Genomic DNA, 23458 nt, shown 5'->3' with positions numbered 1-23458 from the left:
GCGTCGGCCACCAGTCGGTAGCCCGCCAGATAGGCGAAGTAGCAGAGAGCCTGATGGCCGGCGTTGAGCAGCCGCAGCTTCATCAACTCGTACGGCGTGACGTCGTCGACGAGCAGCACGCCGACGTCCTCGTACGGCGGCCTGCCATCGGAGAAGTCGTCGTCGAGTACCCAGGCGGTGAACGGCTCGGCGGCGACGGGCCACTCGTCGGAGACGTCGAACTCCGACGCCAGCGTCTCGATCACGTCGGGCGTGGTGACGGGGGTGATGCGGTCGACCATCGAGTTGGGAAATCGGGTGTTCGCCGTCATCCACTCGGCCAGGTCGGCGTCGGTCCTCTTGGCGTACGCGGTGAACGCCTCCCGCGCGACGTCACCGTTGCCCTCGATGTTGTCGCACGACACGATGGTTGGTGACGGCACACCGCGCTCCTTGCGGCGAGCGAGCGCGGCGGTCACCAACCCGAAGACACTGTCGGGCCCCGCGTCGTCGATGAAGTAGCCGCCCTCGGTGATCGTGAGCGAGACGATGCGAGTGGTCGGTGCGGCGATCAGTTCGATGACGGCCTCGGGATCGTCGGGCGCGTAGCGGTAATCGACGATGGAGCCGATGACGCGTGGGTCGCGGCTGCCGTCGGGGTTCATCGCAATCAGCGTGTAGAGGCAATCCTGGTCGGCCATCACCTTCGCCATCTTGCGGTCGCCGGGCAGGACGCCGACGCCGCAGATGCCCCACTCCTTGGCCTTGCCCATCTCGAGAAGCCGGTCGACGTACATCGCCTGATGGGCGCGGTGGAACCCGCCGACGCCGAAATGCACTATGCCGACGCTGATCTCGCTTCGGTCATACGTCGGCTTGGCGATCGGAATCTTGGACAGGGTCGAATTGCTGAGTTTCATGACGCGGCCACCACCTTCACGACGCTACCCGGCAGCCGGTTGGCGCTGGGGTCTCTTTGACATCTCTCTTTGGCATCGCTGCCATCGATCTCAACCCATCTTGCTTGTCTAACTGAAAGTGTTGTGTAGGTCACATTTAGATGTTAGCGTGGTGAACATCTACACGCACCCGTGAGCATATGCTCACTTGAGTGAGAGGTTGGAATCGCGATCGTGGCGACACCGACGTCGAACGGCCGGCTGGCGGAATCCAGCTCTGCGCCAGGGCCGGCTGGCGGTGCCACGCCCGAGGATCTGCGGCTCGCCCTTCGCGCGGCCACCCTCTACTACCTCGACGGACTGACACAGGCCGAGATCGCCTCCAAGCTCGGGGTGTCCCGTCCCACCGCAGGCAGGCTGATCGCCAGGGCGAAGGCCCGAGGCCTGGTCCGCATCGAGGTCGTGGTGCCGCCGACGATGAAGGACGACCTGCACGCCGACGAGGAGCGTCAGCTTGAGGCCCGGTACGGGTTGACGGAAGCGGTCGTCACCGGACACCTCGGCCGCGCCGCGGGTGCGCTGCTGATGCGCCGCCTTTCGGAGAACGACGTGCTCGGCTTCACCTGGGGGCCGGAGCAGGTCGCCGCCGTCACCGCCCTGACGCCGGGCGTGGCCAGCTGCCGCGTCGTCGTCCAACTCGACGGCGCCATGTCCACCGCCGCCTACCAAACGGGCATGGAGTTCATCCTCAGCCGCGGAGCGGACATGTTGCGCGCCAGCGCCATGCGCCTGCCCGCACCCCTCTACGCCGACCCTTCGACCGTCGTGTCGATGCACAGCGACTCGGTCATCTCGCGCACGCTCGAGACGGGCAGGCGGGCGGACACGATGCTGTTCGGCGTCGGCTCGACGACGACGTCGACCACGCTGTTCGAGGGCAGCTTCCTGGACACCAGGATGCTCGACGAATTGGTGTCCCTCGGCGCGGTTGGCGAGATCGGCGGCCGCTTCTTCGATGCCCAGGGCACGCCGGTGATCACCGAACTCGCGCACCGCGCGGTTTCGGTGCCGCTAGAAGACATTCGCAACTGCGCCAAGACGATTCTGGTCTGCAGCGGGCCGCCCAAGCACGAGGCCACCCTGGCCGCGCTTCGAGGTGGGCTGGCCAAGCTGCTGGTTTGCGACATTGATTGTGCACGTTGGCTTTTGGACTAGGAGGGCACATGATCACACGAAGTAATACTCAACGAGGAGTGGGGTGGAGATGAAAGCGACAAGAGCACTGCGAAAGCTCTCGGTATGCGCCGTGGCCGTCGGCCTGACGCTGACCGCGGGCTGCGCGGGCGCGGGCAGTCTGGGGGCATCGGACAACGAGGTGACGATCGCGTTGGTGTCCAACTCGCAGATGACCGACGCGCAGAAGCTGTCGTCGGAGTTCGAGAAGGAAAACCCCGGCGTCAAGCTGAAGTTCATCTCGCTCTCGGAGAACCAGGCGCGGGCGAAGATCACCATGTCCACCGCCATGGGCGGCAGCCAGTTCGACGTCGCGATGATCAGCAACTTCGAGACGCCGCAGTGGGCCAAGGACGGTTGGTTGGTCAACCTCTCGGACTACGCGAAGAACACCCCGGGCTACGACGAGGATGACTTCATTCCGTCGCTGCGGGAGTCGCTTTCGTACGAGGGCAACATGTACTCGGTGCCGTTCTACGGCGAGTCGTCCTTCCTGATGTACCGCAAGGACATGTTCGAGCAGGCCGGGATCCAGGTCAATCAGGATCCGAGCTACCAGCCCACCTGGCAGCAAGTCGCGGACTGGGCCAAGACGATCAAGGCCAAGCAAGTGTCGGACGCAGGGATCTGCCTGCGCGGCAAGCCCGGCTGGGGCGAGGTGCTCGCACCCCTTGACACGGTCATCAACACCTTCGGTGGCCGCTGGTTCGACGACCAGTGGAATGCGCAACTCAACAGCCCCGAGGTGAAGGAGGCCGTCAACTTCTACGTCAACACCATCAAGGAGTCCGGTGAGTTGGGCGCGTCCTCAACCGGTTTCCAGGAGTGCGCCAACCTCTTCGGTCAGGGCCAGACGGCCATGTGGTACGACGCGACGTCGGCGGTCTCCGTGCTCGAAGATCCCCAGACCTACCCCGACCTCGTCGGCAAGATCGGCTACCTGCCTGCGCCGATCGTGAAGAAGCCCAACTCGGGGTGGCTCTACACCTGGGCGCTTGGCATCCCGAAGGCGGCCAAGAACCCCGACGGCGCCTGGAAGTTCATCTCGTGGATGACCAGCAAGGACTACATGAAGCTGGTCGGCGAGAAGCTGGGCTGGGCCCGGGTGCCACCCGGTAGCAGGACCTCGACCTACACCGAACTGCCGGAGTACGAGGCGATCTCGAAGTCCTACGGTCCGTTGACCCTGCAGTCGATCACGAACGCGACCCCGGACAAGCCGACGGTGCAACCGGTGCCGTACACGGGTGTGCAGTTCGTCGGGATTCCCGAGTTCCAGGATCTCGGAACGCGGGTCAGCCAACAGATCAGTGCGGCCATCGCCGGGCAGAAGTCCGTCGACGCCGCGATGGAACAAGCCCAGTTGTATGCCGAGGTCGTCGGCAAGAGCTACCAGGAGAAGTGATGACCCTTACTGCTGACACCGGTGCCGACACCGGCGAGAAGGAGGTAGCCGAGCGGGTTCGCAAGATCCGCGAGGCTCAGGACACCGGCGTGAGTCGCGCCGAGGGGTGGCGACGGCGTGGCCCGCTGCTGCCCGCTCTGATCTTCATGATCGCGGTCACCCAGGTGCCGTTCCTGTTCACCCTGTACTACTCGACGTTGTCGTGGAACCTGGTGCGTCCCGGCTCGCGGCAGTTCGTCGGCTTGAGCAACTACCTCGCGGTCATTCAGGACAGTCAGTTCTGGTCGGTGGCGGGCAACACCGTCATCCTGATCGTGGGGGTCGTGCTGATCTCGGCGGCTCTCGGCCTGGGCATCGCGTTGCTGCTTGATCGCGCGTTCCTCGGCCGCGGGGTGGTGCGCACGCTGCTCATCACGCCGTTCCTCATCACTCCCGTTGCGGGAGCGCTGGTCTGGAAGACGACGATCCTCGACCCCAACAACGGCATCCTCAACTGGGTGCTGTCGCTGGTGGGGATCGGACCGGTGGACTGGATCGGCCAGTTTCCGCTGGCGATGGTGATGGTCGAATTGATCTGGCAGTGGACGCCGTTCATGATGCTGCTGATCCTGGCAGGCCTGACGTCCATGCCCCGTGACCAGCTCGAGGCGGGCCGGGTCGACGGCGCGACGGCGATCCAACTCTTCCGCGAGTTGACGTTGCCCCACCTTCGGCGCTTCATCGAACTCGGCGTCGTGCTCGGTGCGGTCTACCTGGTCAACACCTTCGACGCGATCTTCATGATGACGCAGGGCGGACCCGGTGTCGCGAGCGCGAACCTGCCGTTCTACATCTATCAGCGAGCGTTCCTCGGTTTCGACATGGGCCAGGCGGCGGCGATGGGCGTGGTGGTCGTCATCTTCACGATGATCATCGCCAGCTTCGCACTTCGATTGATCTTCAAATCATTCTCCGGCAAGGAAGAGGCGGCGTGATGAGCGCTTGCGCGAAGAAAGGTTCATTACGATGACTACCACTGTCGAAAGAACCGCAGCGGAAACCGATTCCGCTCCGGTGCGCAAGAAGAAGACCAAGAAGTTCAGCCCGTGGGGTGTTGTCGCCTGGCTCGTCGGCCTCGGCTTCTTCTTCCCGGTGTTGTGGATGGTGTTGACCTCGTTCAAGCAGGAGAGTGACGCGGCGACCAACCCGCCGACGTTCTTCTTCACCCCGACGCTTGACCAGTATTCGGCCGTCTTCGATCAGGGCATCGGGCCTGCGATGCTGAACTCCGTGTTCGCCACCGCCATGTCGACGATCCTGGTCCTGCTCCTGGGTGTGCCTGCTGCGTTCGCGCTGTCACTGCGGCCCGTTCGCAAGACATCGGATGCGTTGTTCTTCTTCATGAGCACGAAGATGCTGCCCGTCGTCGCGGCGATCCTGCCGCTGTACGTCATCGTGTCCAATCTGGGTCTGCTGGACAACATCTGGGCCCTGGTCGTCCTCTACACCTCGATGAACCTGCCCATCGCGGTGTGGATGATGCGGTCATTCTTCCTCGAAGTGCCAGGCGAACTGCTCGAGGCCGCCAGCCTCGACGGCGCGAGCCTCTGGCGATCGGTGCGGGAAGTGATCCTGCCGTTGGTCTCGCCCGGCATCGCGGCCACCGCGTTGATCTGCGTGATCTTCGCCTGGAACGAGTTCTTCCTCGCGGTGAACCTCACCGCGGTGAACGCGCAGACCATGCCGGTGTACCTCGTCGGGTTCATCGCCGGTGAGGGTCAGTACTGGGCCGTGCTCTCGGCGGCCGCGACCATGGCGGCACTGCCCGTGATCCTGTGCGGGTGGTTCGCCCAGAACAAGCTGGTGCGCGGACTTTCGTTCGGCGCGATCAAGTAACCTTCCCCACTTTTCCTACCTGACAAGGAGACTCAGACATGGCATCGATCACCTACAAGAACGCCTCTTGCATCTACGAGGGCTCGGACAAACTCGCGGTGGACAACCTCAACCTCGACATCCAGGACGGCGAGTTCATCGTCCTCGTCGGGCCGTCCGGCTCAGGCAAGAGCACCGCGCTGCGCATGCTGGCCGGCCTCGAGGACATCGACGAGGGCGCCATCGAAATTGGCGGCAAGGACATGACGGGTGTGCCGTCCAAGGATCGCGACATTGCGATGGTGTTCCAGAATTACGCGCTCTACCCCAACAAGACCGTCGCCGAGAACATGGGCTTCGCGCTCAAGCTGCGGGGCGTGTCGGCCGAGGAACGACGCAAGAAGGTCGAGGAGGCCGCGAAGGTTCTCGATCTGACCGAGCATCTGGATCGCAAGCCCGCCAAGCTGTCCGGTGGCCAGCGCCAACGCGTCGCGATGGGTCGGGCGATCGTCCGTGAGCCGCAGGTGTTCTGCATGGACGAGCCGTTGTCGAACCTCGACGCCAAGCTTCGCGTCCAGACCCGCACGCAGATCGCCGCCCTGCAGCGTCGTCTCGGCACCACCACCGTCTACGTCACGCACGACCAGGTCGAGGCAATGACGATGGGCGACCGGGTCGCCGTGCTGCGCTTCGGGAAACTGCAGCAATTCGCCTCGCCCAACGAGCTTTACGATCGTCCGGCGAACGCATTCGTCGCCGGCTTCATCGGCTCGCCCGCGATGAACCTGTTCACCGCACCGGTCACCGAAGGAGGCGTCCGTCTCGGTGACTCGGTGTTCGAGCTCGAGCGCGACGACGTCGGCAAGATCAGCCAGGCGGGTCTCTCCGAGGTCACCGTCGGCATCCGGCCCGAGCAGCTCGAGATCACCGACTCCGGTGGCGTGGAGGTCGTCGTCGACCTCGTCGAGGACCTCGGCAGCGAGGCGTACGTCTATGCGCACGCAAGCGGTGTCGAGCTGGTGGCGCGCAGCAACCCGCGCACGGCGCCCCGGCTGGCCGACACGGTGCGGCTGCGGAGGCATCCGGAAGGCGCGGTGCACCTGTTCCACCCGACCTCGGGCGAACGACTCAACTAGATGCGCCCGCCGGAGTTACGGCTCCGCGCACCATCTCCCGGCCTCCTGGCACTGCCGTGGGACCGTCGACTCTCGGAGTGGACGGTCCCCGACGTGCCATTGCGGGACATCGCGGTGGGGATGAGTCGGCACCTGGTGAAGTTCGTCGACGCCGACGATCACCTGTGGGCAGTCAAGGACCTTCCGCCAAGGGTCGCCATCAAGGAGTACGACGTGCTGCGGCGGCTCGAGGACATGGGCCTGCCTGCGGTGCATCCCGCGGGTTTGGTGCTGCAGCCGGAGTTCGAGACCGCGATCCTCGTGACTCGCTACCTCGAGGGTTCGTGGCAGTACCGCAGGTTGTTCATGCGGTTGCCGCCCGACCAGTCGGCGCACCGGGCCCGCCTGCTCGATGCAATGGCCGGCCTGCTGGTCGAGTTGCATCGCCACGGCGTGTTCTGGGGTGACTGCTCGCTGGCCAACACGCTGTTCTCCCGGGACGGGCAGATGCTGCAGGCATGGTTGGTCGACGCCGAGACCTCGGAGGTTCATCCGCAATTGAGCCGGGGTCAGCGCAGGCACGACCTCGAGATCTTGGTGGAGAACGTCGCCGAGGGGCTGGTCGATCTGGCGGAGCGGCTCGGTCTACCCGACGAGATGCACGAGACCCTGATCGCCGAGGCCGAACAAGTTCAGACGCGCTACGAGTCGTTGTGGGAGCTGCTGCACGCCGAGCCGGTGTTCGGGTTCACCGACCGCTACCGCGTCGAGGGGACCATCCGGCGCCTCAACGATCTGGGGTTCGCAGTCGACGAGCTGTCGTTGCAACCGGACAGCGCGGATCCCAGCAGGTTGCGGGTGAAGGTGGTCGTCGGCGACCGCCGCTATCACGCACAGCACCTGCAGGAGCTGACGGGCCTGGACGTCGGTGAGGGACAGGCGGCCATCCTGCTCGGTGACCTGCACGCCTACCAAGCACAACTGTGCCGGGAGGCGGGTGACGACGTCGACGAGTCGACGGCCGCCCGGCTGTGGGTCATCGAAGTGCTCACACCGTACGAGCAGCTGGCACTGGAGGCGTTGGGGCACAAGGGCACCGCGATCCAGGCCTACTGCGACCTCCTCGAGGTGCGCTGGCTGCTGAGCGAGAAGGCAGGCCGCGACGTCGGCACCAACAAGGCGCTCGCGGCATTGGTCGGTGGCATCATCCCGACCGACTCCGCGGCGAAGATGGCCATTGCCGAGGTGCCGACCGAACCGTTCGCCGTCATCGAGGTGGACTGAGGAACGGTCCCGGGGGAGCGACTCCAGCGAACGTGCCCGACCCGTCGAGACCACCGGCGAGTTTGCGACTGTTCGTGCGCAATGGTGGGTAATAGCGTGGGGTGGTGGATCGCTGTGGACGGGTCAAGCTGACCAACCCCGACAAGGTGCTCTATCCCGCCGCGGGCACCACCAAGGCGGAGGTCTTCGAGTACTACGTCGCCATCGCCGACGCCATGGTGCCGCACATCGCCGGCCGACCGGTGACCCGCAAGCGCTGGCCCAACGGGGTGGACGAAGGCGACTTCTTCGAAAAGCAGCTCGCGTCGTCGGCGCCGGACTGGCTGCAGCGCGGGTCGGTGACCCACAAGTCGGGCACCACGACGTACCCGATCATCGACACCCGCGAAGGACTGGCGTGGATCGCGCAGCAGGCATCGCTGGAAGTGCACGTGCCGCAATGGCGATTCGTGTCGCCCGATAGTCCGGGGCCTGCCACCCGAATCGTGTTCGACCTCGACCCTGGGGAGGACGTCACGTTCCGCCAGCTGTGCGAGGTGGCCCACGAAGTACGAGGTTTCATCGACGACCTCGGGCTCATCACGTATCCGCTGACCAGCGGGAGCAAGGGTCTGCACCTCTACGTGCCCCTGGCGGAGCCGGTCAGTTCGCAGGGTGCCTCGGTGCTGGCGAAGCGGATCGCTCAGCAGCTCGAGAAGACCATGCCCAAGCAGGTCACCGCGACGATGACGAAGAGCCTGCGGGCGGGCAAGGTGTTTCTCGACTGGAGCCAGAACAGCGCGGCCAAGACCACGATCGCGCCGTATTCGATGCGCGGCCGCGAACAGCCGACCGTCGCCGCTCCACGCACCTGGGACGAGATCGAGGACCCCGATCTGCGCCACCTGCGCTTCGACGAGGTAATCGAGCGCGTCGAGCGCGACGGTGACCTGCTGGCTGGGTTGGACGAGGTGGTGCCGCTAGCCGACAAGCTGACCACGTATCGCAGCATGCGGGACGCGGGCAAGACTCCGGAACCCGTGCCACGTCAGGCGCCTGCGACGGGTAACGACGACACGTTCGTGATCCAGGAACACCATGCGCGACGGCTGCATTACGACTTCCGGTTGGAGCGCAACGGCGTCTTGGTGTCGTGGGCCGTGCCGAAGAACCTGCCCGAAACCACGTCGGTGAACCATCTCGCGGTGCACACCGAGGACCACCCGCTGGAATACGCCACCTTTGAGGGCTCGATTCCCAAGGGGGAGTACGGCGGTGGCAAGGTGATCGTCTGGGACTCAGGCACGTATGAGACGGAGAAGTTCCGCGACAACTCACCCGATGGTCCCGCCAAGGGCGGGGAGGTGATCGTCACCCTGCACGGAGCCAAGGTGTCCGGCCGCTACGCGCTGATCCAGACGGACGGGAAGAATTGGCTCGCTCACCGGATGAAGGAGCAGAACCAGCTCACCGCAACGGATCTCGCCCCGATGCTCGCTACCCACGGCTCGGTGGAGCGATTGACGAAGGTGATGTGGGCCTTCGAGGGGAAGTGGGACGGTTACCGACTGTTGGTCAACGCGGATCACGGGGCGCTCGAACTGCGGTCGAGAAGCGGACGCGACGTCACCGGCGAGTATCCGCAACTCAAGGCGCTGGCCGCCGACCTGGCCGACCACCACGTCGTCCTCGACGGCGAGGCCGTCGCGCTCGACGACTCCGGCGTGCCCAGCTTCGGACAGATGCAGAACCGCGCGCGCTCGACCCGCGTGGAGTTCTGGGCGTTCGACGTCCTGCATCTGGACGGGCGATCCCTGTTGCGCGCCAAGTACTCCGACCGTCGACGCATCCTGGAGGCACTCGCAGGCGGGGGAGGGCTGATCGTGCCCGATCAGCTACCGGGCGACGGAGCAGAGGCGCTCGAATACGCCAGGAAGCAACGGTGGGAAGGCGTGGTCGCGAAGAAGCGCGATTCCACCTATCAACCGGGGCGGCGGTCGTCGTCGTGGATCAAGGACAAGCTGTGGCTCACCCAGGAGGTGGTGATCGGCGGCTGGCGCGCCGGTGAGGGCGGGCGGACCAGCGGCATCGGGGCGTTGCTGATCGGGGTGCCGGAGGGAGACGGGCTGGCGTTCGCTGGTCGCGTCGGCACCGGTTTCACCGAGAAGGATCTCGCCACGCTCAAGAAGACGCTGGCGCCACTGCACACCGACCAATCACCCTTCACCACAAGGCTTTCCGGACCCGACGCCAAAGGGGTCACGTTCGTCGAACCAACTCTCGTTGGCGAGGTCCGCTACAGCGAACGCACCTCGGATGGTCGCCTGCGTCAACCCAGCTGGCGGGGGATGCGTCCGGACAAGTCGCCGTCTGAGGTGGTGTGGGAATAGGGCATGGCCCCTCCGCAGGCGTGAGCGAGTGGGAACGCCCTCATTCGCGTTGTCGCAACTGGCGACGGGACGACACTCCAAGTTTGGTGAAGATCTTGCTCAGGTGCCATTCGACCGTCCGTGGACTGATGAACAGGTGGCTGGCGATTTCGGAGTTGGTGTAGCCGTCACCTGCTAACCGGGCGATATAGCTCTCTTGTGTCGTCAATGCCACCTTGGACCTGCCGCCCCGGTCCGTTCGCAAGGGCTCGCCAGCGGCCTTGAGCTCGCGGCGAGTCCGGTCGGCGAAGCCATCCGCTCCCATCTGGCGAAACATCTCATGCGCGATGCGCAATTCCCTGCATGCTTCGACTCGGCGGTCCTGACGTCGCAGCCACTCGCCGTAGACGAGGTGCGTGCGGGCTTGGTAGACGACGACGGGGCTGCGCGCGAGGTTCGCCACGGCTAGTTCGTATTCGGCTTCGGCAGTTGGACCATCATCGACGAGAGCCCTGGATCGGGCTGCGAGACCCAGCGCGCTGTCAGTTCCGCTGGCCACTGCCCGCTCGGCAAGTCCGTCGAGCGCAGCTTCCGCCGCGCTTCGGTGGCCGCTCCGGATGGCCGCCTCAACCATCTCGACCAGGAGATAGCCTTGCAGTCCAAGGTCGTCGAACTCCAACGCCGACCTACATGCGGCGAATGCCTTGTCGTACTGGCGAAGTCCGGTGTGGAGGATCGCCGCCGAGAAATGGGCCACGCCGACTTCGCTACCCTCGCCGCGTTCGCTTGCTGCTTCGATCGTCGCCTGCACCAGGTCGCCGCACAGCTGCTCCTGCCCGCGATAGGCGGCGAGATACGCCTCGATGGCGCGGTGAGGCGGCGTGCCCGTCGCTTCGGACATCGACTTGGACCGCTCGAGCAGCGCAGCGGCCTTCGTGAAGGCGCCCGAGTTGACGCACACGCCCGAGTTGGTGGTGAGGGCGGCAGGAAGGACCGTCAATTCGCCTGCAGCGGTGAGTAGCTCAAGCTGGCGGGCGCTTAGCTCGTTGTACGTGCCCTCGTCGAACAGATCCAGCAAGACTCGGAGGGTGATGGCGTGCCATCGCGGATCGGCAGTGCCCGCCTTCTCTTCGTGCAGGTACGCAGCGATGGCGCGTTTCAGCAGCGGGGCTGCGGCCGTGTATCCGTCGGTGAGTCTGACTACCAGCCCATCCAGCAAGAGGTCGACCGCTCTGGGTGATCCTGACACCGATGGGGCCGTGCGTGCCGACCTTGCCACGGCCACCGCGGCGGCGAGTCGACCCACGATCATCGACGCCATCAGAGCTTCGAGATAGGTCTCCCGCGCCAGCGCGGGATCCAAGTCGCGCAACCTTTCCGCTGCCGCCAACAGTAACGGCGGTGCGTCGCTGCCACGGCGGGTAGCGAAGGCCAGCTTGGCGCGCAGCAGATCGGCTCGCGCACTGAGGAACTCGTCCTCCAGGCCGACGGTCGTGCGGAGAAGTTTGGTCGCCGCCTCTGCGTCACCGGCGTCAAGTTTGGCATGCGCGGCGTCGATCGCGCGCGTGGCCCGAGACGTGGGATCCGGGGTGAGTTCCACCGCCCGCTCAAGGAACGCGGCGGCAGCGGCGGCGCCGCCGCGGCGGCGGGCTCGGGCGGCTGACTGCACCAGTTCCACGGCGACCGCCTCATCGGGTGCGTCCGTGGCGTGGGCGCGGTGCCAGGCGCGGTGCTCGTCCGCGACTGGTCCGGAAATCACCTCGGCCAATGCGGCGTGAGCCTGCCGCCGCTCCGATGGCGAGGCACTGCGATAGATGGCTGACCGCACGAGAGGATGCCGGAATCGCACTCTGGTATCCACGGTCGCCATCCCGCTGTGCTCCGCCGGGACACCGGCGTCCGCGCCGATTCCGTGCCGCGCGGCGGCTGCCCACAGCCATGCCGGCTCACCGGTCGGTTCGGCGGCGACGAGCAGCAGGAGCATGCGTGTCTGCGGTGGAAGTTCGCGCAGGCGCTGACCGTAAGTCTGCTCGATGCGTGTCGCCAGCGTCTTTGCCGCCACCAGTCCGTATCCGCCCGCGAGCCGCGCCGGTGGCAGCGCACGGCTCAACTCGAGCAGCGCCAGCGGATTGCCGCCCGCTTCGGCCAGTATGTTGTCGCGGACGATGTCATCCAGTTGCGCTGGCATCATTGCCGCGAGCAGCGTGCGAGCGTCGGCATCGGCGAGGCCGCCGAGGTGCATCTCGGGTAGTGCAGCCAGTTCCGGATCGGTCTGCGATCCGCGGACCGCGAAGACCATCAGCACGGGGTCGGCCGCGAGCCGGCGCCCCGCGAACGCCAGCGCTTGCAGGGATGCGCGGTCAACCCATTGCGCATCATCGATGAGGCACATGGTGGGGCGCTCCGCGCCGGCGTCGGCGAGTAGTGACAGCACCGCCAAACCCACCAAGAGGCGATTCGGCGCGGCACCGTCACGCAAGCCGAGTGCTACCCGTAGCGCGTTCTTCTGAGGGTCGGGCAACCGGTCGATATGACCGAGCAATGGGGCACACAGCTGCTGAACGCCGGCGTACGCAAGCTCAAGTTCCGATTCCGCACCGCTGAGAGCAATGACGCGAAGATCTGAGGCTCGGTCGTGAACATCATGTAGCAACGCGGTCTTGCCGATACCGGCTTCACCCCGAAGGACGAGGACTCCACTCCCGCCGCCGCGGACACGCTCCAGTAACCCGGCGAGCGTCCGTTGCTCGTCGCGCCGTCCCAGCAGCGTGCCGCGTCGGATGGCTCCGGCCATGCGGTGATCTTGACACGCGAGCGTGCCCGCAGACGTCGGAAGCGGTCACAGTTCTTCTGCCGCTGCGGTGGTGGTGTGGGTTGGGGGTGGGGGCGGGGTTCGAGTGTGATGGCGGTGCGTAGTTGGCTGACGGTGGCGCTGCGGGCGAGGTGGGCGTAGTGGGCGTCGGATCCGGCGCCGGCGCGGGTGGCGATGACGCCGACTTGGTCCAGGGAGAATCGGCCTTCGCGCAGTCCTTGCGTGCAGTGCGGGAGTTCGTCGATGCGGTGGGCGATGGTGGCGATGGTGTCGGCGTTGTGGGAGGACACTCCGGTCTTCCAGGCCACCAGCGCGGCGATGGAGCGGCATCCGGTGGCGCCCCAGATGCCGTCGCGGTCGATTTCGGCGATGATGTCCACGATGCGGGCGTCGGTGGCGTTGCGTTGGCCGGTTAGCTCGGCCAACTCCTCGAACAACACCTCGAGACGTTCCTGCGGGCCACCCCGGCAGGAGCGAAATCGGTTGCCGTCGACGACATACACCATCATCACACCGGGGTACGACATCAATTCTTCGCGCAGGGACCGGGATGCACGCCGGCGTCTAACTCTCCGCCGCAGCATTGGCGGCGGCCTGCGCGGCGGCCAGGCTGCTCGGTACGTCGCGGCGCCCGAGGAACATCTCGTCGAAGAAGGGCTGCAGCGCTTGGTAGCCCGCCGCGAATCCCGGCCCGCCGGGCGCCTCGATCCGCGGACCGTCCAACACCCGAAAGAACGGTGTGACGTCCACTCCGCGGGCCGCCCAGTAGTCGAAGTACGTGGGCTGGGCGGCGATCACCGCGGGGATGGCGGCCCCGTCGGCGCCGAGGAACGCATTACCCCTGGCACTGCCCATCCACCGTAGGACCTCACGCACCGCCTCCGGGTGCGGAGAGGCGGCGTTGCCCGCTGCCGCAATGCCATTGGTGACGCTGACTCGGCCCGTCGGCCCGCTCGGCAGCATGGTGACACCCCACCGGAACGACGCCCCGTCTGCGATCGCCGCCAGGTTGTAGGTGCCCGACTGAAACAACGCCATCCGACCTTGGAGGAACTGGTTGCGCGAGAAGTCGCCGTTGCCGTTGGTGTCCGAAGCCGGCGGAGCGACGTGGTCGGCGTTGACGAGGGCGACCAGGTACTCGAACGCCTGGATGGCAGCCGGGTTGTCGAAGGCGAACCGGTCGCCGTCGGTGAAGAGACCGCCTGCCGAGCCGATGTAGTCGAGATAGATGCCCTGCAGGTCGTTGGCGGCGTTATAACCCCATTGCCTGACCCTGGTCGGGTCGAATTGCGGTGTATCCGCTCGGTTTCCGTCCACATCGACGGTGAGTCGGCGAAGCATCGGTCGCAGCGTGTCACCGGCGCCGGTCGACCAGCGCAGGCCGAGCAACTCGGCAAGCCCCACGTCGGCCTGGTCGACCAGATCGGCGTTGAAGTACACCGCGACGCCGCCGTCGGTGAGCTGCGGTACGCCCCAGAGGGTTCCATTGCGGGTGAACTGCGTGACCACCGGCTGCTCCCAGGCTCGCGCCGCGGCAGGACCGAGGGCCTCGCCGACGTCAAGAAGCCTGCCGTTGTCGGCGTAGCCGGCGAAGTAGGCGTTGGACAGCCAAAACACGTCGTCGGCACCGCCGCCCGCGACGTCGGTGCGCAGCGTGTCGAAGTACGACGAGTAGGCGACGACGTCGACGCGTACCTCGATGTCGGGATGGGCGCGGGTGAACTCGTCGAACGACTTTCGGTAAGCCTCGGCGACCTGCTGATCCCACACCCGCACCGTCACGACCGTGCGGCCTGTGCGCTCGCTCGATCCGCCGAGCAGTACCGCGAAGGCCAGAAGGACGGCCATCGCCGACGCCAGCGCGCAGACGAACAGCGTCGAGAACCGGGGTCGGGTCACTTGATCCCCGTCACCACGATGGAGCGCACGATGTGGCGACCGAACGCGACGAACACCACGATCAACGGGACGATCGCCACCGTGGTCGCCGCCATCACCAGCGGCCACTGCGCGTCGTAGCGCGACTGCAGGCCTGCGGTCGCCACAGTCAGCACGCGCCACGTGCCGCCGCTGGTGATGACCAGTGGCCACATGAAGTTGTTCCACTGCGTCACCACGGTGATCAGCGCCAGCGTCACCAGGATCGGCCGGCTCGCGGGCAGGACCACGTGCACGATGACGTCGAGCGTGTTGGCGCCATCGGTGCGGGCTGCCCTGATCAGGTCCTCCGGGATGCTGCGGAAGTACTCGCGCAGCAGGAAGATCGCGTAGGGCGAGCCGAACATGAACGGTAGTACCAAGGCCCAGAACGTGTTCCGAAGTCCGAGCTCGGCCATCATCAGATAGAGCGGCACCACGGTCACCGTCGGCGGCACCATCAGCGTGGCGACGTACACCCAGAACAGCGCGTCGCGGCCCGGGAACTCCATCCGCGCAAACGCATACGCCGCCAGGACGGAGAAGCTCAGCTGTCCGAGCAGGATGACGACGGTCATCAGCGCCGTCACCACCAGCGCCCGTCCGAACCCCGCGTCGGCAAGTCCCAGGTAGTTGGCAGGCGTCGGTGGGGCGGGGATGGAGAGCGGGGCGTCGGTGTTGAACTGGCTCGTCGAGGTGAACGACGTCACCAGTCCGAGCGCGAACGGAACGAGTGTGATCACCGCGAGGACCGTCAGCGCCAGATAGATCGCGGCGTTGGAGACCGCCCGGCCCGCTCGCCAGGCAGAACCGCGATCAGACCAGGTCATGGCTGATCCTGCGCCGGAAGTAGCGATGCTGGACGAATGTCACCCCGACCAGCAGCGCGAACAGCACCACCGCCATTACCGCGGCCCGGCCGACCGCCGCCGCACCGAACGCCTCGGCGTAGATCCGGTGGGCCACTAGGTCGGTGCGGCCTTGCGGGCCGCCATCGGTCAAGGCGTACACGGTATCGAAAACCTGAGCGGCACTGACGATTCCCGTGACGAGGACGAAGAACAGTGTCGGCCGCAGCATCGGCAGGGTGATGTGGCGGAAGCGTTGCCACGACGAGGCACCATCGGTGCGGGCCGCGTTCTGGATGTCCTGGGGAATGGCCAGGATCCCCGCGAGGAAGAACAACGTGACGTAGCCGACGTTCGTCCACACGGTGACCGCGGCGACGACGGGGAGGGCGAGCACCGGGTCGGTGAGCCATTCGATGCGGTGCCCGAGCAGGGTGCTCACCGCGCCGTCGGTGGGGGCGAGGATCCACTTCCAGAGCACGGCGATGGCCAACGGCGAACAGATCCACGGCAATACGTACAGAGTGCGGAGGAACCCGCTGCCCGGCAGGTCGCGGGCGAGCAGCGCCGCCGCGAACAACCCGAGCAACGTCTGCACCGGCACCACCAGCACGGTGAACAGCAACGTGGCCGCCAGCGACGTGCCGAACGATGAGTCGCCGAGCACCGAGCGCCAGTTGCTCAACCCCACGAACTTCATCGGCCCCAACAGATCCCAGCGATGCAGACTGAGCCACAGCACCACCAGCATCGGCAGCAGCAGGAACGCCACGACGCCGAACAGGCTCGGGGCGAGCAGCGCGTACCCCGCAACGGTGTTGCGAACACGTAGGCGACCCACCCGCTCATTAAAGGTCATCGAGTCCCGGCGGCGACCTCGAGTGTGACATCCGGTACCCGGTCTCGGGCGCCACCATCCTTGCCGATGGCGGTTGTCGAGTGTTTGTATCGCAAGTCACGGCGACCGTCATGGGCGTGTGCGGTGACTCCCTGACTCCTGCGGTGGAGGGCCGGATCCTTGGATTGCAGTATCCGAGCGGGCGGATCGGACATAGGCCTCGCGCACGGCGGGGACGAGTCGGATGGCGGCAGACGTGTCGGCGCGTTCGTCGATGAGTTTGAGGATGTTGCCGCCTCGCCGGTCGGTCGGCACGTCCTCTCCCCGTGCCGTGATGAGTACGTGGAAGTGCCGGTTGTTCTCTCCGAACGTCATGAGATAGGTGGCGGGGGCGCCGGTGACTTCCGTTACCGCTGCAGTCAGGTCGCGAGCTCGGTGTGCGACGGAGTCGAGTTCGGCCTGGTCAAGGCCGGTGATGAGTTCGGCGTGCCTGCGGGATCGCAGCACGAACCACCCTGGCACTTCCATGCCGTTGACGACTTCGCCTGCCCACAGTTCGTCGCGGAATACGGTACGGGTCTCGTCGGCTTCCTCCATGGCGCACATCAGACAGCGCCGGGAGACAACGTCGGGCATCACGGACCTCCTGAGGTAAACGTCGGGCAGCGCTGGCAGGCTCTTGCGTATCTGTCGTGGCCGCCCCGGGTCATGGTGGTCTAACGGACTCCGACCAGAACGGAGATCGGGTCTGGCAGGTGGGCTTTCGTCGACCATGCACGGTTGGTGAGGTCTGCGACGGACGCGCCTGCGCGACGGGCGGCGAGCATGGCCTCGGGGTCGAACGCGGGTCCGACCGAGTCTTCGGCATATTCGGGTCCGAGCATGTAGTCGGTGGCGTGCTGGGGTTCGGCGAAGTTGTCGATCTGCATTTCGACGAAGGTGCCGTCGGGGTCCTGGTAGTAGAGCGAGGTGGTGACTCCGTGCGCGATGGAGACCGCGGGCAGTATGCCCCTGTCGCGAAGCAATTCGTAGCGCGCGAGGAGGTCGTCCAAATGATCGAAGGTATAGGCGACGTGATGCACGCTCGCAGTGGTGGGTGTCTTGCGATCGAGCGCCGTGGGCGGCGTCAATAGGGCGACACGGTGATGCTCGTCGTCGAAGGTGATGAAGCACAGTGCCTGGTCTTGGTAGACGACCCGGCCGTCGAGGACGGAGCAGTACCAGTCCCGCATCTGCGTGGGCTGGTCGGTTTGGAATACGACATGAGCGAATTTCGGTGCGGTCGGCATATCGGTTCACTTCCTGGACAGGTGCGGCGAGCACCGTTGCGGTTGTCGAGCCCCGGCAAGGCATTCCAGCTGCAGACTTCGACTGAAGAATGAACTGAAGCCCTAGTTCAATCCCGGCCGGCTCTGTTACCTGGCTCACTCCGGACGAGATGACGGTAGCCGCGCCGCAGTGGGCTTGAATATCCGGAATGCGCCACCCTTCGTCCAGCAGGCGAACCAATCACGCGCGGAGCGGAGCCGCACTCTTTCGACCGGCAGGTGAGCTGATCGACTCAGTGCCTACGTCGACCGCCGAGGCGGACACCAAGGGTTCGAGAAGGTGGTTCGGCGAATCTCTGCTCGTAGTAGTGCGCGAACCGGCCGAGGTGATTGAAGCCCCACCGGAATGCGACTTCGCTTACGGTGCAATCAGGTTGGTGTTTGAGGAGATCGGCGCGCGCTCCGTCGAGTCGGGTGTTGCGCACATATTCGGTCGGGCTCATCTCGAACCTGTCCTGAAACAACTTCTGCAATTGCCGCACTCCGACCCCAGCGGCCGCCGCGAGGTCGGCGACGGTGTACTGAGCGCCAGGTGCCGCGTCGAGGAGGTCGATGACCCTGCGTACCGCTGCCGGATTGTGGGAATCGGTGCCGCTATCGAGGATCACTCCGGTCATCGAATGCCGTTGATTCGTCAGCAGTCCCGTGATCAGCGCCCGTTCCAAATAGCCGACCTGCGTGACGTAAGCCGAAGCCGGCATCGGCCCGGGATCGCTGATCGTGTCAAGCAGTAGCTGCAACGTTGATGCCCACCGTTTGCCGGCGGGGGTGGTCAGATCGAAACCGATGTCGAATCGCACGGTGCCCTTCACGGGGTGACCGATCATCTGGCTGAGTTCCTGTTCGAGCGCTCCCCGGTCGAGTTTGATGGCGAGCTGTGTATTGTCGGCTGCCCACCGCGAAAGGAAGGTGTGTTCGCCGGGGGAGTAAACGGCAGCCAGCCCAGGGGTCGCCACCACATTTTGATGGCCGCAACTGGTGTCCAGCGAACCCGTCAGGGGTAAGTCGATGTGGTAGCCACTGACAGCTCCCGGATCGATGAGGACCTCGGCACCAAAGCGGACGATTCCGATCGTCATGTGCGTTAGGCGCACCGCCAGCATCCGTGCATCCGAGAGGTGTCGGGCACCGCTCGCCATTTCGAGCCGAGCGGGATAGAAGGTCTCGTTGATACTGGCGCGATAGACATCGAAGTCGTCGGTGGCGCAGTAGCTTCCACGCCCACCATGAGCCATCTGGCTTGACCACGCCGCTTCGGGCAGATCGACCATGTAGTGCGTGCCTCCTGATGTTCGCGACTCCTGGGGCGAACGACCGGTGCCTCGAACCGAATCTCTGGATCACTTCGCAGGGCGGACTGTTCTGGGCGCATGTCGGATAGCTCTGTAGCAGTACCGCCGCTTATCTTTCGAGTTGGAAATGACCTGGTTCACATTTTAACGCCATGTTGGCGACCCATCCCGCGCTGCGACGAAACCGAGGACTTCATGCGTATCGCCAACATCGTCGACCGTGCCGCTCTCGTGGTCGGCGAACCTGGAGCTGAGCGGGCGGTCGACCTGGCCACCGCGTCCGGCGGGCGATTCGGTCCCGCCCTAGCCGGGGTTTACCTGGCCTGGGAAGACGTGGCTGCATGGGTTGCCAACGAAGGTTTGATCGACGACGGACCTGGCGGGTTTGAGCTAGACCGGAGTCTGCTTGGGGCCCCGTCACCGGAGCCACGGCAAGTATTCGCCGTGGGCCTGAATTATCACGAGCACGCGGCTGAGTCGGGGTTTGACTCTCCTGGGTCGCTACCCCCCATCTTCACCAAGTACGTGTCCAGCTTCTCCGGACCCGAAAGTGAAGTAACCATTCCCCCCGGCGGCAATGTCGACTGGGAGGTGGAGTTGGTCGTCATCATGGGCCGCGAGGCCAGCCGGGTCGAAGCGAACAATGCTTGGGCACATGTGGCAGGCCTGACGGTGGGGCAGGACATCTCGGAGCGCATCTCGCAGTTCCGCGGTCCGGCTCCGCAATTCGGTCTTAGCAAGTCCTTCGCGGGGTTCTCTCCCCAAGGTCCGTGGCTGGTCACGCCGGACGAATTCGCTGATCCCGACGACTTGGAGGTGGGCTGCGCCGTCAATGGCGAGGAGTTCCAGAAGAGTCGCACCAGCGACCTCATCTTCCCGGTTCCGGCGGTAGTCGCAGCGTTGTCGGAAACGTTGACGTTGTATCCAGGTGACGTGATCTTCACCGGGACACCCGCAGGGGTCGGCATCGGACAGAAGCCGCCGCGCTACTTGCAGCCCGGCGATCTGCTGCATAGCTGGATCGGCGGGATCGGCGAGCTGCATCAAACATTCGTCGGGAATTCCAACTCGCCATAGGTCCGCCGTGCGCGCACCGTCTTCAAATGCCAACAGCTCAAGGCCTTTCCAGGGAGCGATCTCATGACTGCTGCAGCATCGGCGGCACCACCGCCAGTGATCATTTCGACCACCGAGCCACAGAGCACGACCACCGGCACATCCGCCACAGTGCGGGAGGTCGAGACGCCCATCCCGTCGATGTTTACCTCGAACATTCAGCACACCAATCGAATTCGGCCTTCGAGGACTCGGTGATCGAGGTGGGGGGACCGGTTGACATCATTGCAGGCAACGCTGCCAAGGAAGTACCTGCCGCTGGGGTCGTGGCTGAGGAAGTCGCGCGGGAAGGAGTCACCGAGCCCGCCCTGGTCCCTGCCGCGGGTGCGGATCGCGTGGAGAAGCTGACGCGGGTTCGCCGTACCATCGCCCGCCGGATGGTCGAATCTCTTCAGACAGCAGCGCAATTGACGACGGTCGTCGAGGTTGACGTGACGGCGATCGCCCACCTGCGTTCCCAGGAGAAGGAAGCGTTTCAACGACGAACCGGAATGAGGCTGTCGTTTCTGCCGTTCTTCGTCGCGGCCGCGGTTGACGCGCTTGACGCGCACCCGGTGATCAACTCGTCACTCGACGCGGAGTGCACCCAGGTGACCTACCACGGGGCGGTGAACCTGGGCATGGCAGTCGACAGTGACAAGGGTCTGATGGTCCCCGTCATCCGGAATGCGGCGTCGTTGAGTATCGCTCAACTCGCTCATCAGATCGGTGATTACGCAAATCGCGTACGCACGGGAACCATCCGTGCCGACGATCTCGGCGGAGGGACGTTTACGATCACGAACACCGGCAGCCGGGGAGCCTTGTTCGATACCCCGATCATCAATCAGCCCCAGTCGGCAATCCTCGGGATCGGAGCCGTCGTCGAGCGTATCGTCCCAAACCGCGGTGAAGCCGGCGACCTCCGTCTCGACGTCCGTTCGATGGCGTACCTGTCGTTGTCGTACGATCACCGCATCGTCGACGGCGCCGACGCGGCTCGTTACCTCGGAACCGTTCGGCAGCGGCTCGAGACCGGATTCGACTCGGCAGCACTACTATGAGGTCTCGAAGAGGTCTCGCATGAGGTCTCGCTATGTCTGACAAAGTATTTCAAACCGTACGAACCAGCAGCGGAAGGCGTGTCGAAGGTACAGCCATGAAACTTGGACTGAAGGCAGCTCGACTTCTCACCGGCTCCACCTATGCGATCCTCGGGTGGGATGCGCTACGTACGCCAGGCGGGCGTACCGAGATGGCTGCCCCGACGTTGGATGCGCTCCGAAGAATCGTTCCGCTACCAGAGGACGAACTGGTGGTGCGTTCCAACGCCGCGGTACAGACCATAGGTGGGGTCATGCTGGCTGCGGGCATCCTGCCCAGATTGTCTGCGGTGATGTTAGCGGCTTCGCTGGTGCCCACTACCGCTGCGGGGCATAACTTTTGGTCGATTGAGGACCCGGCGGCCCGCAAGTTGCAGCGAGTCCAGTTCCACAAGAACGTGGCCATGCTTGGAGGCCTTCTCTTCGCGGCCTTCGAGCCACGGCCAGATGCGCCTCGCCGCCGAGCCGACTCGGGCTAGAGCCGTGACAGGTGGATGTCGCGGCTTTGCGGTGGACTCAGCGAGCCGCCGGAGCTGGCGGTGTGACCGCCTCGTACAGCTCCGCAGCGGCCAAAGCGATGAGCTCGGAGAGGGAGGCCTCGGGGTCTGCCAGCCAAAGGGATATGGCACGTCGTGAAATCGCTATCGCCACGTCGATCACGAAGCGGGCCTTACCGGGCTCCACGCCGCGGCGCTCAAGCGCTCCCGCCAGCGCGTCGGCGACGTCGGCAAGCTTCATCAGGTCGCGCTCGACCAGCGCAGGGCTCGCGCCGATCACCTTGACGCGGCGCAAGAGGAACTCGCGTGGACGAAAGATCTCGTCGGCGGTCCCCAGCGCGGCCAGCAGCGTCTCCATCGGTGTGAGGCTCGGGTCGGCCCCCTCGACCCGGGCGACGAGGTGGGCCTCGAGCTCATTGTCTGCGAAGAGGACTTCTCGCTTATCAGGGAAGTAGCGGTAGAAGGAGCGCTCGGTGAGGCCGGCGGCGCGCGCAATCTGCGCGACGGAGGTGCGTTCGAACCCCTGCTTCTCGAACAGCTCGAGCGCCGCGCGCTCGAGGCGGGCCTGCGCATCGGATTCCCATCGCGGCATGTGCACCAGGATATGACGACAGATCCTGCCGTCGTGGTGATACTGTCAATGACAGCAGATGCTGTCGTCAGGGAGGATCGATCGTTTCATGAAGGCTCTTCAGTTCGACCGGTTCGGATCCGCAGACGTTGTCGCCCTGCGCGATGTCCCCAAGCCGGAACCGGGGCCTGGGCAGATTCGGATCGCCGTCCAAGCCTGCGGCCTGAACCCAGCGGACTGGGCGTTGGTCGACGGCCTCTTCGCAGACCAACTGCCCCCTCTGCCACGCGGACTCGGACTCGAAATAGCTGGCACCGTCGATGGACTTGGTGAGGGGGTCGCCGGCGTAGCCGTCGGCGATCGCGTGTTCGGCCCGGCTACCTACGACGGTTCAACGGCCGGCGCGGCCGAGTACGGGGTGATGGCAGCGTGGGCGCCCATCCCAGCGAGTCTCAGCGCCGAGCAGGCTGCCGCACTGCCAATGGCCGCCGAGACGGCGTGGCAAGCGCTCGACGACCTTGGAGTGCAACCGGCCATCCGCCGTTCCTGTTCTACGTCCTGACGCGCACCTTCTCGCGGTTCTCGTCGCAGATCGCGGCGGTGGCGGTGGGCTGGCAGGTCTATGACATGACCGGCAGCGCGTTCCAGCTCGGCATGGTCGGGCTGGTCCAGTTCCTGCCGATGCTGCTGCTGGTGTTCGCCGGCGGCCATATTGCGGATCGCTACGACCGCCGCCGCGTGACGCAGATCTGCCAGATCGCGCAGGGCGTGGTGGCCGCCTATCTGGCCTGGGGCAGCTATGCCGGCTGGATTACCGCGCCCGAGATCTTTGTCGCGGTGGCGCTGTTCGGCGCGGCGACGGCGTTCGAAAGCCCGGCGGTCTCGGCGCTGCTGCCCGGCGTGGTGCCGGAGGGCACGCTGCAGAAGGCCACCGCGCTGACCACCGGCTCCGGGCAGCTCGCGATGATCTGCGGCCCGGCGCTGGGCGGCATCGCCTACGCGGTATCGACCGGACTGCCTTACGCGCTGATGACCGGCTT

General features: G+C 65.4%; 21 protein-coding genes and 1 pseudogene. 12 read left to right on the top strand and 10 right to left on the bottom strand.

From position 1 onward, the window contains the following. A partial coding sequence (locus ABW137_RS28760) for a mannitol dehydrogenase family protein (RefSeq protein WP_526405133.1) occupies positions 1–899 on the bottom strand: 899 nt, incomplete at its 3' end. Between the two features lie 213 nt (positions 900–1112). Here ABW137_RS28760 and ABW137_RS28755 point away from each other — a divergent pair. The 7 genes from ABW137_RS28755 (at position 1113) to ABW137_RS28725 (ending at position 10138) form a co-directional block, all read left to right on the top strand. Then, entirely contained in the window at positions 1113–2093 is a 981-nt protein-coding gene (locus tag ABW137_RS28755; RefSeq protein ID WP_526405131.1) for a sugar-binding transcriptional regulator, read from the top strand. Positions 2094–2142: 49 nt separating this feature from the next. After that, positions 2143–3516: an ABC transporter substrate-binding protein gene (locus tag ABW137_RS28750; protein ID WP_526405129.1), complete on the top strand. Its 1374-nt coding sequence runs from the start codon at positions 2143–2145 to the stop codon at positions 3514–3516. Beyond that, positions 3516–4490 carry a carbohydrate ABC transporter permease gene (locus ABW137_RS28745; RefSeq protein ID WP_526405127.1) on the top strand — a complete coding sequence of 325 codons (975 nt, stop codon included), beginning with the start codon at positions 3516–3518 and terminating at the stop codon, positions 4488–4490. The genes ABW137_RS28750 and ABW137_RS28745 overlap by 1 nt, the downstream gene beginning before the upstream one ends. A gap of 31 nt (positions 4491–4521) precedes the next feature. Beyond that, entirely contained in the window at positions 4522–5391 is an 870-nt protein-coding gene (locus tag ABW137_RS28740) for a carbohydrate ABC transporter permease (RefSeq protein ID WP_526405125.1), read from the top strand. Positions 5392–5429: 38 nt separating this feature from the next. Further along, positions 5430–6506 carry an ABC transporter ATP-binding protein gene (locus ABW137_RS28735; protein WP_526405123.1) on the top strand — a complete coding sequence of 359 codons (1077 nt, stop codon included), beginning with the start codon at positions 5430–5432 and terminating at the stop codon, positions 6504–6506. Further along, entirely contained in the window at positions 6507–7769 is a 1263-nt protein-coding gene (locus tag ABW137_RS28730) for a DUF4032 domain-containing protein (RefSeq protein WP_526405121.1), read from the top strand. A gap of 101 nt (positions 7770–7870) precedes the next feature. Continuing rightward, positions 7871–10138 (top strand): ATP-dependent DNA ligase, encoded by a 2268-nt coding sequence (locus ABW137_RS28725; RefSeq protein ID WP_526405119.1) that lies wholly within the window; start codon positions 7871–7873, stop codon positions 10136–10138. A 40-nt stretch (positions 10139–10178) separates the two neighbouring features. Here the strand turns inward: ABW137_RS28725 and ABW137_RS28720 are convergent, their stop codons facing one another. From ABW137_RS28720 to ABW137_RS28685, 8 genes and pseudogenes are all read right to left on the bottom strand, one after another. Further along, positions 10179–12911 (bottom strand): helix-turn-helix transcriptional regulator, encoded by a 2733-nt coding sequence (locus ABW137_RS28720; protein ID WP_526405117.1) that lies wholly within the window; start codon positions 12909–12911, stop codon positions 10179–10181. Positions 12912–12976: 65 nt separating this feature from the next. Next, a pseudogene (locus tag ABW137_RS28715) lies at positions 12977–13428 on the bottom strand (DUF222 domain-containing protein); the annotation flags it as partial. 65 nt (positions 13429–13493) lie between these two features. Beyond that, positions 13494–14828, bottom strand: a complete 1335-nt coding sequence (locus tag ABW137_RS28710) for an ABC transporter substrate-binding protein (protein ID WP_526405115.1) — start codon at positions 14826–14828, stop codon at positions 13494–13496. Beyond that, the gene (locus ABW137_RS28705) at positions 14825–15676 is read right to left on the bottom strand and encodes a carbohydrate ABC transporter permease (RefSeq protein ID WP_526405113.1); all 852 of its coding nucleotides are present in this window, start codon (positions 15674–15676) and stop codon (positions 14825–14827) included. The genes ABW137_RS28710 and ABW137_RS28705 overlap by 4 nt, the downstream gene beginning before the upstream one ends. Beyond that, positions 15663–16553: a carbohydrate ABC transporter permease gene (locus tag ABW137_RS28700; protein ID WP_526405111.1), complete on the bottom strand. Its 891-nt coding sequence runs from the start codon at positions 16551–16553 to the stop codon at positions 15663–15665. The genes ABW137_RS28705 and ABW137_RS28700 overlap by 14 nt, the downstream gene beginning before the upstream one ends. Positions 16554–16661: 108 nt before the next feature. Further along, positions 16662–17168, bottom strand: coding sequence for a hypothetical protein (locus ABW137_RS28695; RefSeq protein WP_526405109.1), 507 nt, complete (start codon positions 17166–17168; stop codon positions 16662–16664). Positions 17169–17248: 80 nt separating this feature from the next. Beyond that, the gene (locus ABW137_RS28690; RefSeq protein ID WP_526405107.1) at positions 17249–17821 is read right to left on the bottom strand and encodes a VOC family protein; all 573 of its coding nucleotides are present in this window, start codon (positions 17819–17821) and stop codon (positions 17249–17251) included. A gap of 272 nt (positions 17822–18093) precedes the next feature. Continuing rightward, the gene (locus ABW137_RS28685) at positions 18094–19131 is read right to left on the bottom strand and encodes a helix-turn-helix transcriptional regulator (RefSeq protein ID WP_526405105.1); all 1038 of its coding nucleotides are present in this window, start codon (positions 19129–19131) and stop codon (positions 18094–18096) included. A gap of 216 nt (positions 19132–19347) precedes the next feature. Between ABW137_RS28685 and ABW137_RS28680 the strand changes: the two genes are divergently transcribed. From ABW137_RS28680 to ABW137_RS28670, 3 genes are all read left to right on the top strand, one after another. Next, entirely contained in the window at positions 19348–20229 is an 882-nt protein-coding gene (locus ABW137_RS28680) for a fumarylacetoacetate hydrolase family protein (RefSeq protein ID WP_526405135.1), read from the top strand. Between the two features lie 305 nt (positions 20230–20534). Continuing rightward, positions 20535–21311, top strand: a complete 777-nt coding sequence (locus ABW137_RS28675) for a 2-oxo acid dehydrogenase subunit E2 (RefSeq protein WP_526405103.1) — start codon at positions 20535–20537, stop codon at positions 21309–21311. A 95-nt stretch (positions 21312–21406) separates the two neighbouring features. After that, positions 21407–21829: a DoxX family protein gene (locus tag ABW137_RS28670; protein ID WP_526405101.1), complete on the top strand. Its 423-nt coding sequence runs from the start codon at positions 21407–21409 to the stop codon at positions 21827–21829. Between the two features lie 37 nt (positions 21830–21866). Here ABW137_RS28670 and ABW137_RS28665 read toward each other — a convergent pair whose 3' ends face one another. Further along, the gene (locus ABW137_RS28665; RefSeq protein WP_526405099.1) at positions 21867–22439 is read right to left on the bottom strand and encodes a TetR/AcrR family transcriptional regulator; all 573 of its coding nucleotides are present in this window, start codon (positions 22437–22439) and stop codon (positions 21867–21869) included. 88 nt (positions 22440–22527) lie between these two features. Here ABW137_RS28665 and ABW137_RS28660 point away from each other — a divergent pair, with 88 nt between their 5' ends. Together ABW137_RS28660 and ABW137_RS28655 are read left to right on the top strand one after the other, a co-directional pair. Continuing rightward, positions 22528–22980 carry an alcohol dehydrogenase catalytic domain-containing protein gene (locus tag ABW137_RS28660; protein WP_526405097.1) on the top strand — a complete coding sequence of 151 codons (453 nt, stop codon included), beginning with the start codon at positions 22528–22530 and terminating at the stop codon, positions 22978–22980. Continuing rightward, positions 22917–23458, top strand: a 542-nt coding sequence (locus tag ABW137_RS28655) for an MFS transporter (RefSeq protein ID WP_526405095.1), incomplete at its 3' end; no start/stop codon positions are given. The genes ABW137_RS28660 and ABW137_RS28655, both read left to right, overlap by 64 nt.

Origin of the sequence: Mycobacterium sp., from assembly GCF_040509115.1 — a bacterium.
GTDB lineage: Bacteria > Actinomycetota > Actinomycetes > Mycobacteriales > Mycobacteriaceae > Mycobacterium.
The sequence above is the reverse complement of the archived record's forward strand: the minus strand, read 5'-3'. Positions and strand labels throughout refer to the sequence as shown.

Coding starts and splice junctions, on each gene's coding strand:
- ABW137_RS28750 (WP_526405129.1), top strand. CDS start 2,143: ATGAAAGCGACAAGAGCACTGCGAAAGCTCTCGGTATGCGCCGTGGCC.
- ABW137_RS28745 (WP_526405127.1), top strand. CDS start 3,516: ATGACCCTTACTGCTGACACCGGTGCCGACACCGGCGAGAAGGAGGTA.
- ABW137_RS28740 (WP_526405125.1), top strand. CDS start 4,522: ATGACTACCACTGTCGAAAGAACCGCAGCGGAAACCGATTCCGCTCCG.
- ABW137_RS28735 (WP_526405123.1), top strand. CDS start 5,430: ATGGCATCGATCACCTACAAGAACGCCTCTTGCATCTACGAGGGCTCG.
- ABW137_RS28730 (WP_526405121.1), top strand. CDS start 6,507: ATGCGCCCGCCGGAGTTACGGCTCCGCGCACCATCTCCCGGCCTCCTG.
- ABW137_RS28720 (WP_526405117.1), bottom strand. CDS start 12,911: ATGGCCGGAGCCATCCGACGCGGCACGCTGCTGGGACGGCGCGACGAG.
- ABW137_RS28705 (WP_526405113.1), bottom strand. CDS start 15,676: ATGACCTGGTCTGATCGCGGTTCTGCCTGGCGAGCGGGCCGGGCGGTC.
- ABW137_RS28700 (WP_526405111.1), bottom strand. CDS start 16,553: ATGACCTTTAATGAGCGGGTGGGTCGCCTACGTGTTCGCAACACCGTT.
- ABW137_RS28695 (WP_526405109.1), bottom strand. CDS start 17,168: ATGCCCGACGTTGTCTCCCGGCGCTGTCTGATGTGCGCCATGGAGGAA.
- ABW137_RS28690 (WP_526405107.1), bottom strand. CDS start 17,821: ATGCCGACCGCACCGAAATTCGCTCATGTCGTATTCCAAACCGACCAG.
- ABW137_RS28685 (WP_526405105.1), bottom strand. CDS start 19,131: ATGGTCGATCTGCCCGAAGCGGCGTGGTCAAGCCAGATGGCTCATGGT.
- ABW137_RS28680 (WP_526405135.1), top strand. CDS start 19,348: ATGCGTATCGCCAACATCGTCGACCGTGCCGCTCTCGTGGTCGGCGAA.
- ABW137_RS28670 (WP_526405101.1), top strand. CDS start 21,407: ATGAAACTTGGACTGAAGGCAGCTCGACTTCTCACCGGCTCCACCTAT.
- ABW137_RS28665 (WP_526405099.1), bottom strand. CDS start 22,439: ATGCCGCGATGGGAATCCGATGCGCAGGCCCGCCTCGAGCGCGCGGCG.
- ABW137_RS28660 (WP_526405097.1), top strand. CDS start 22,528: ATGAAGGCTCTTCAGTTCGACCGGTTCGGATCCGCAGACGTTGTCGCC.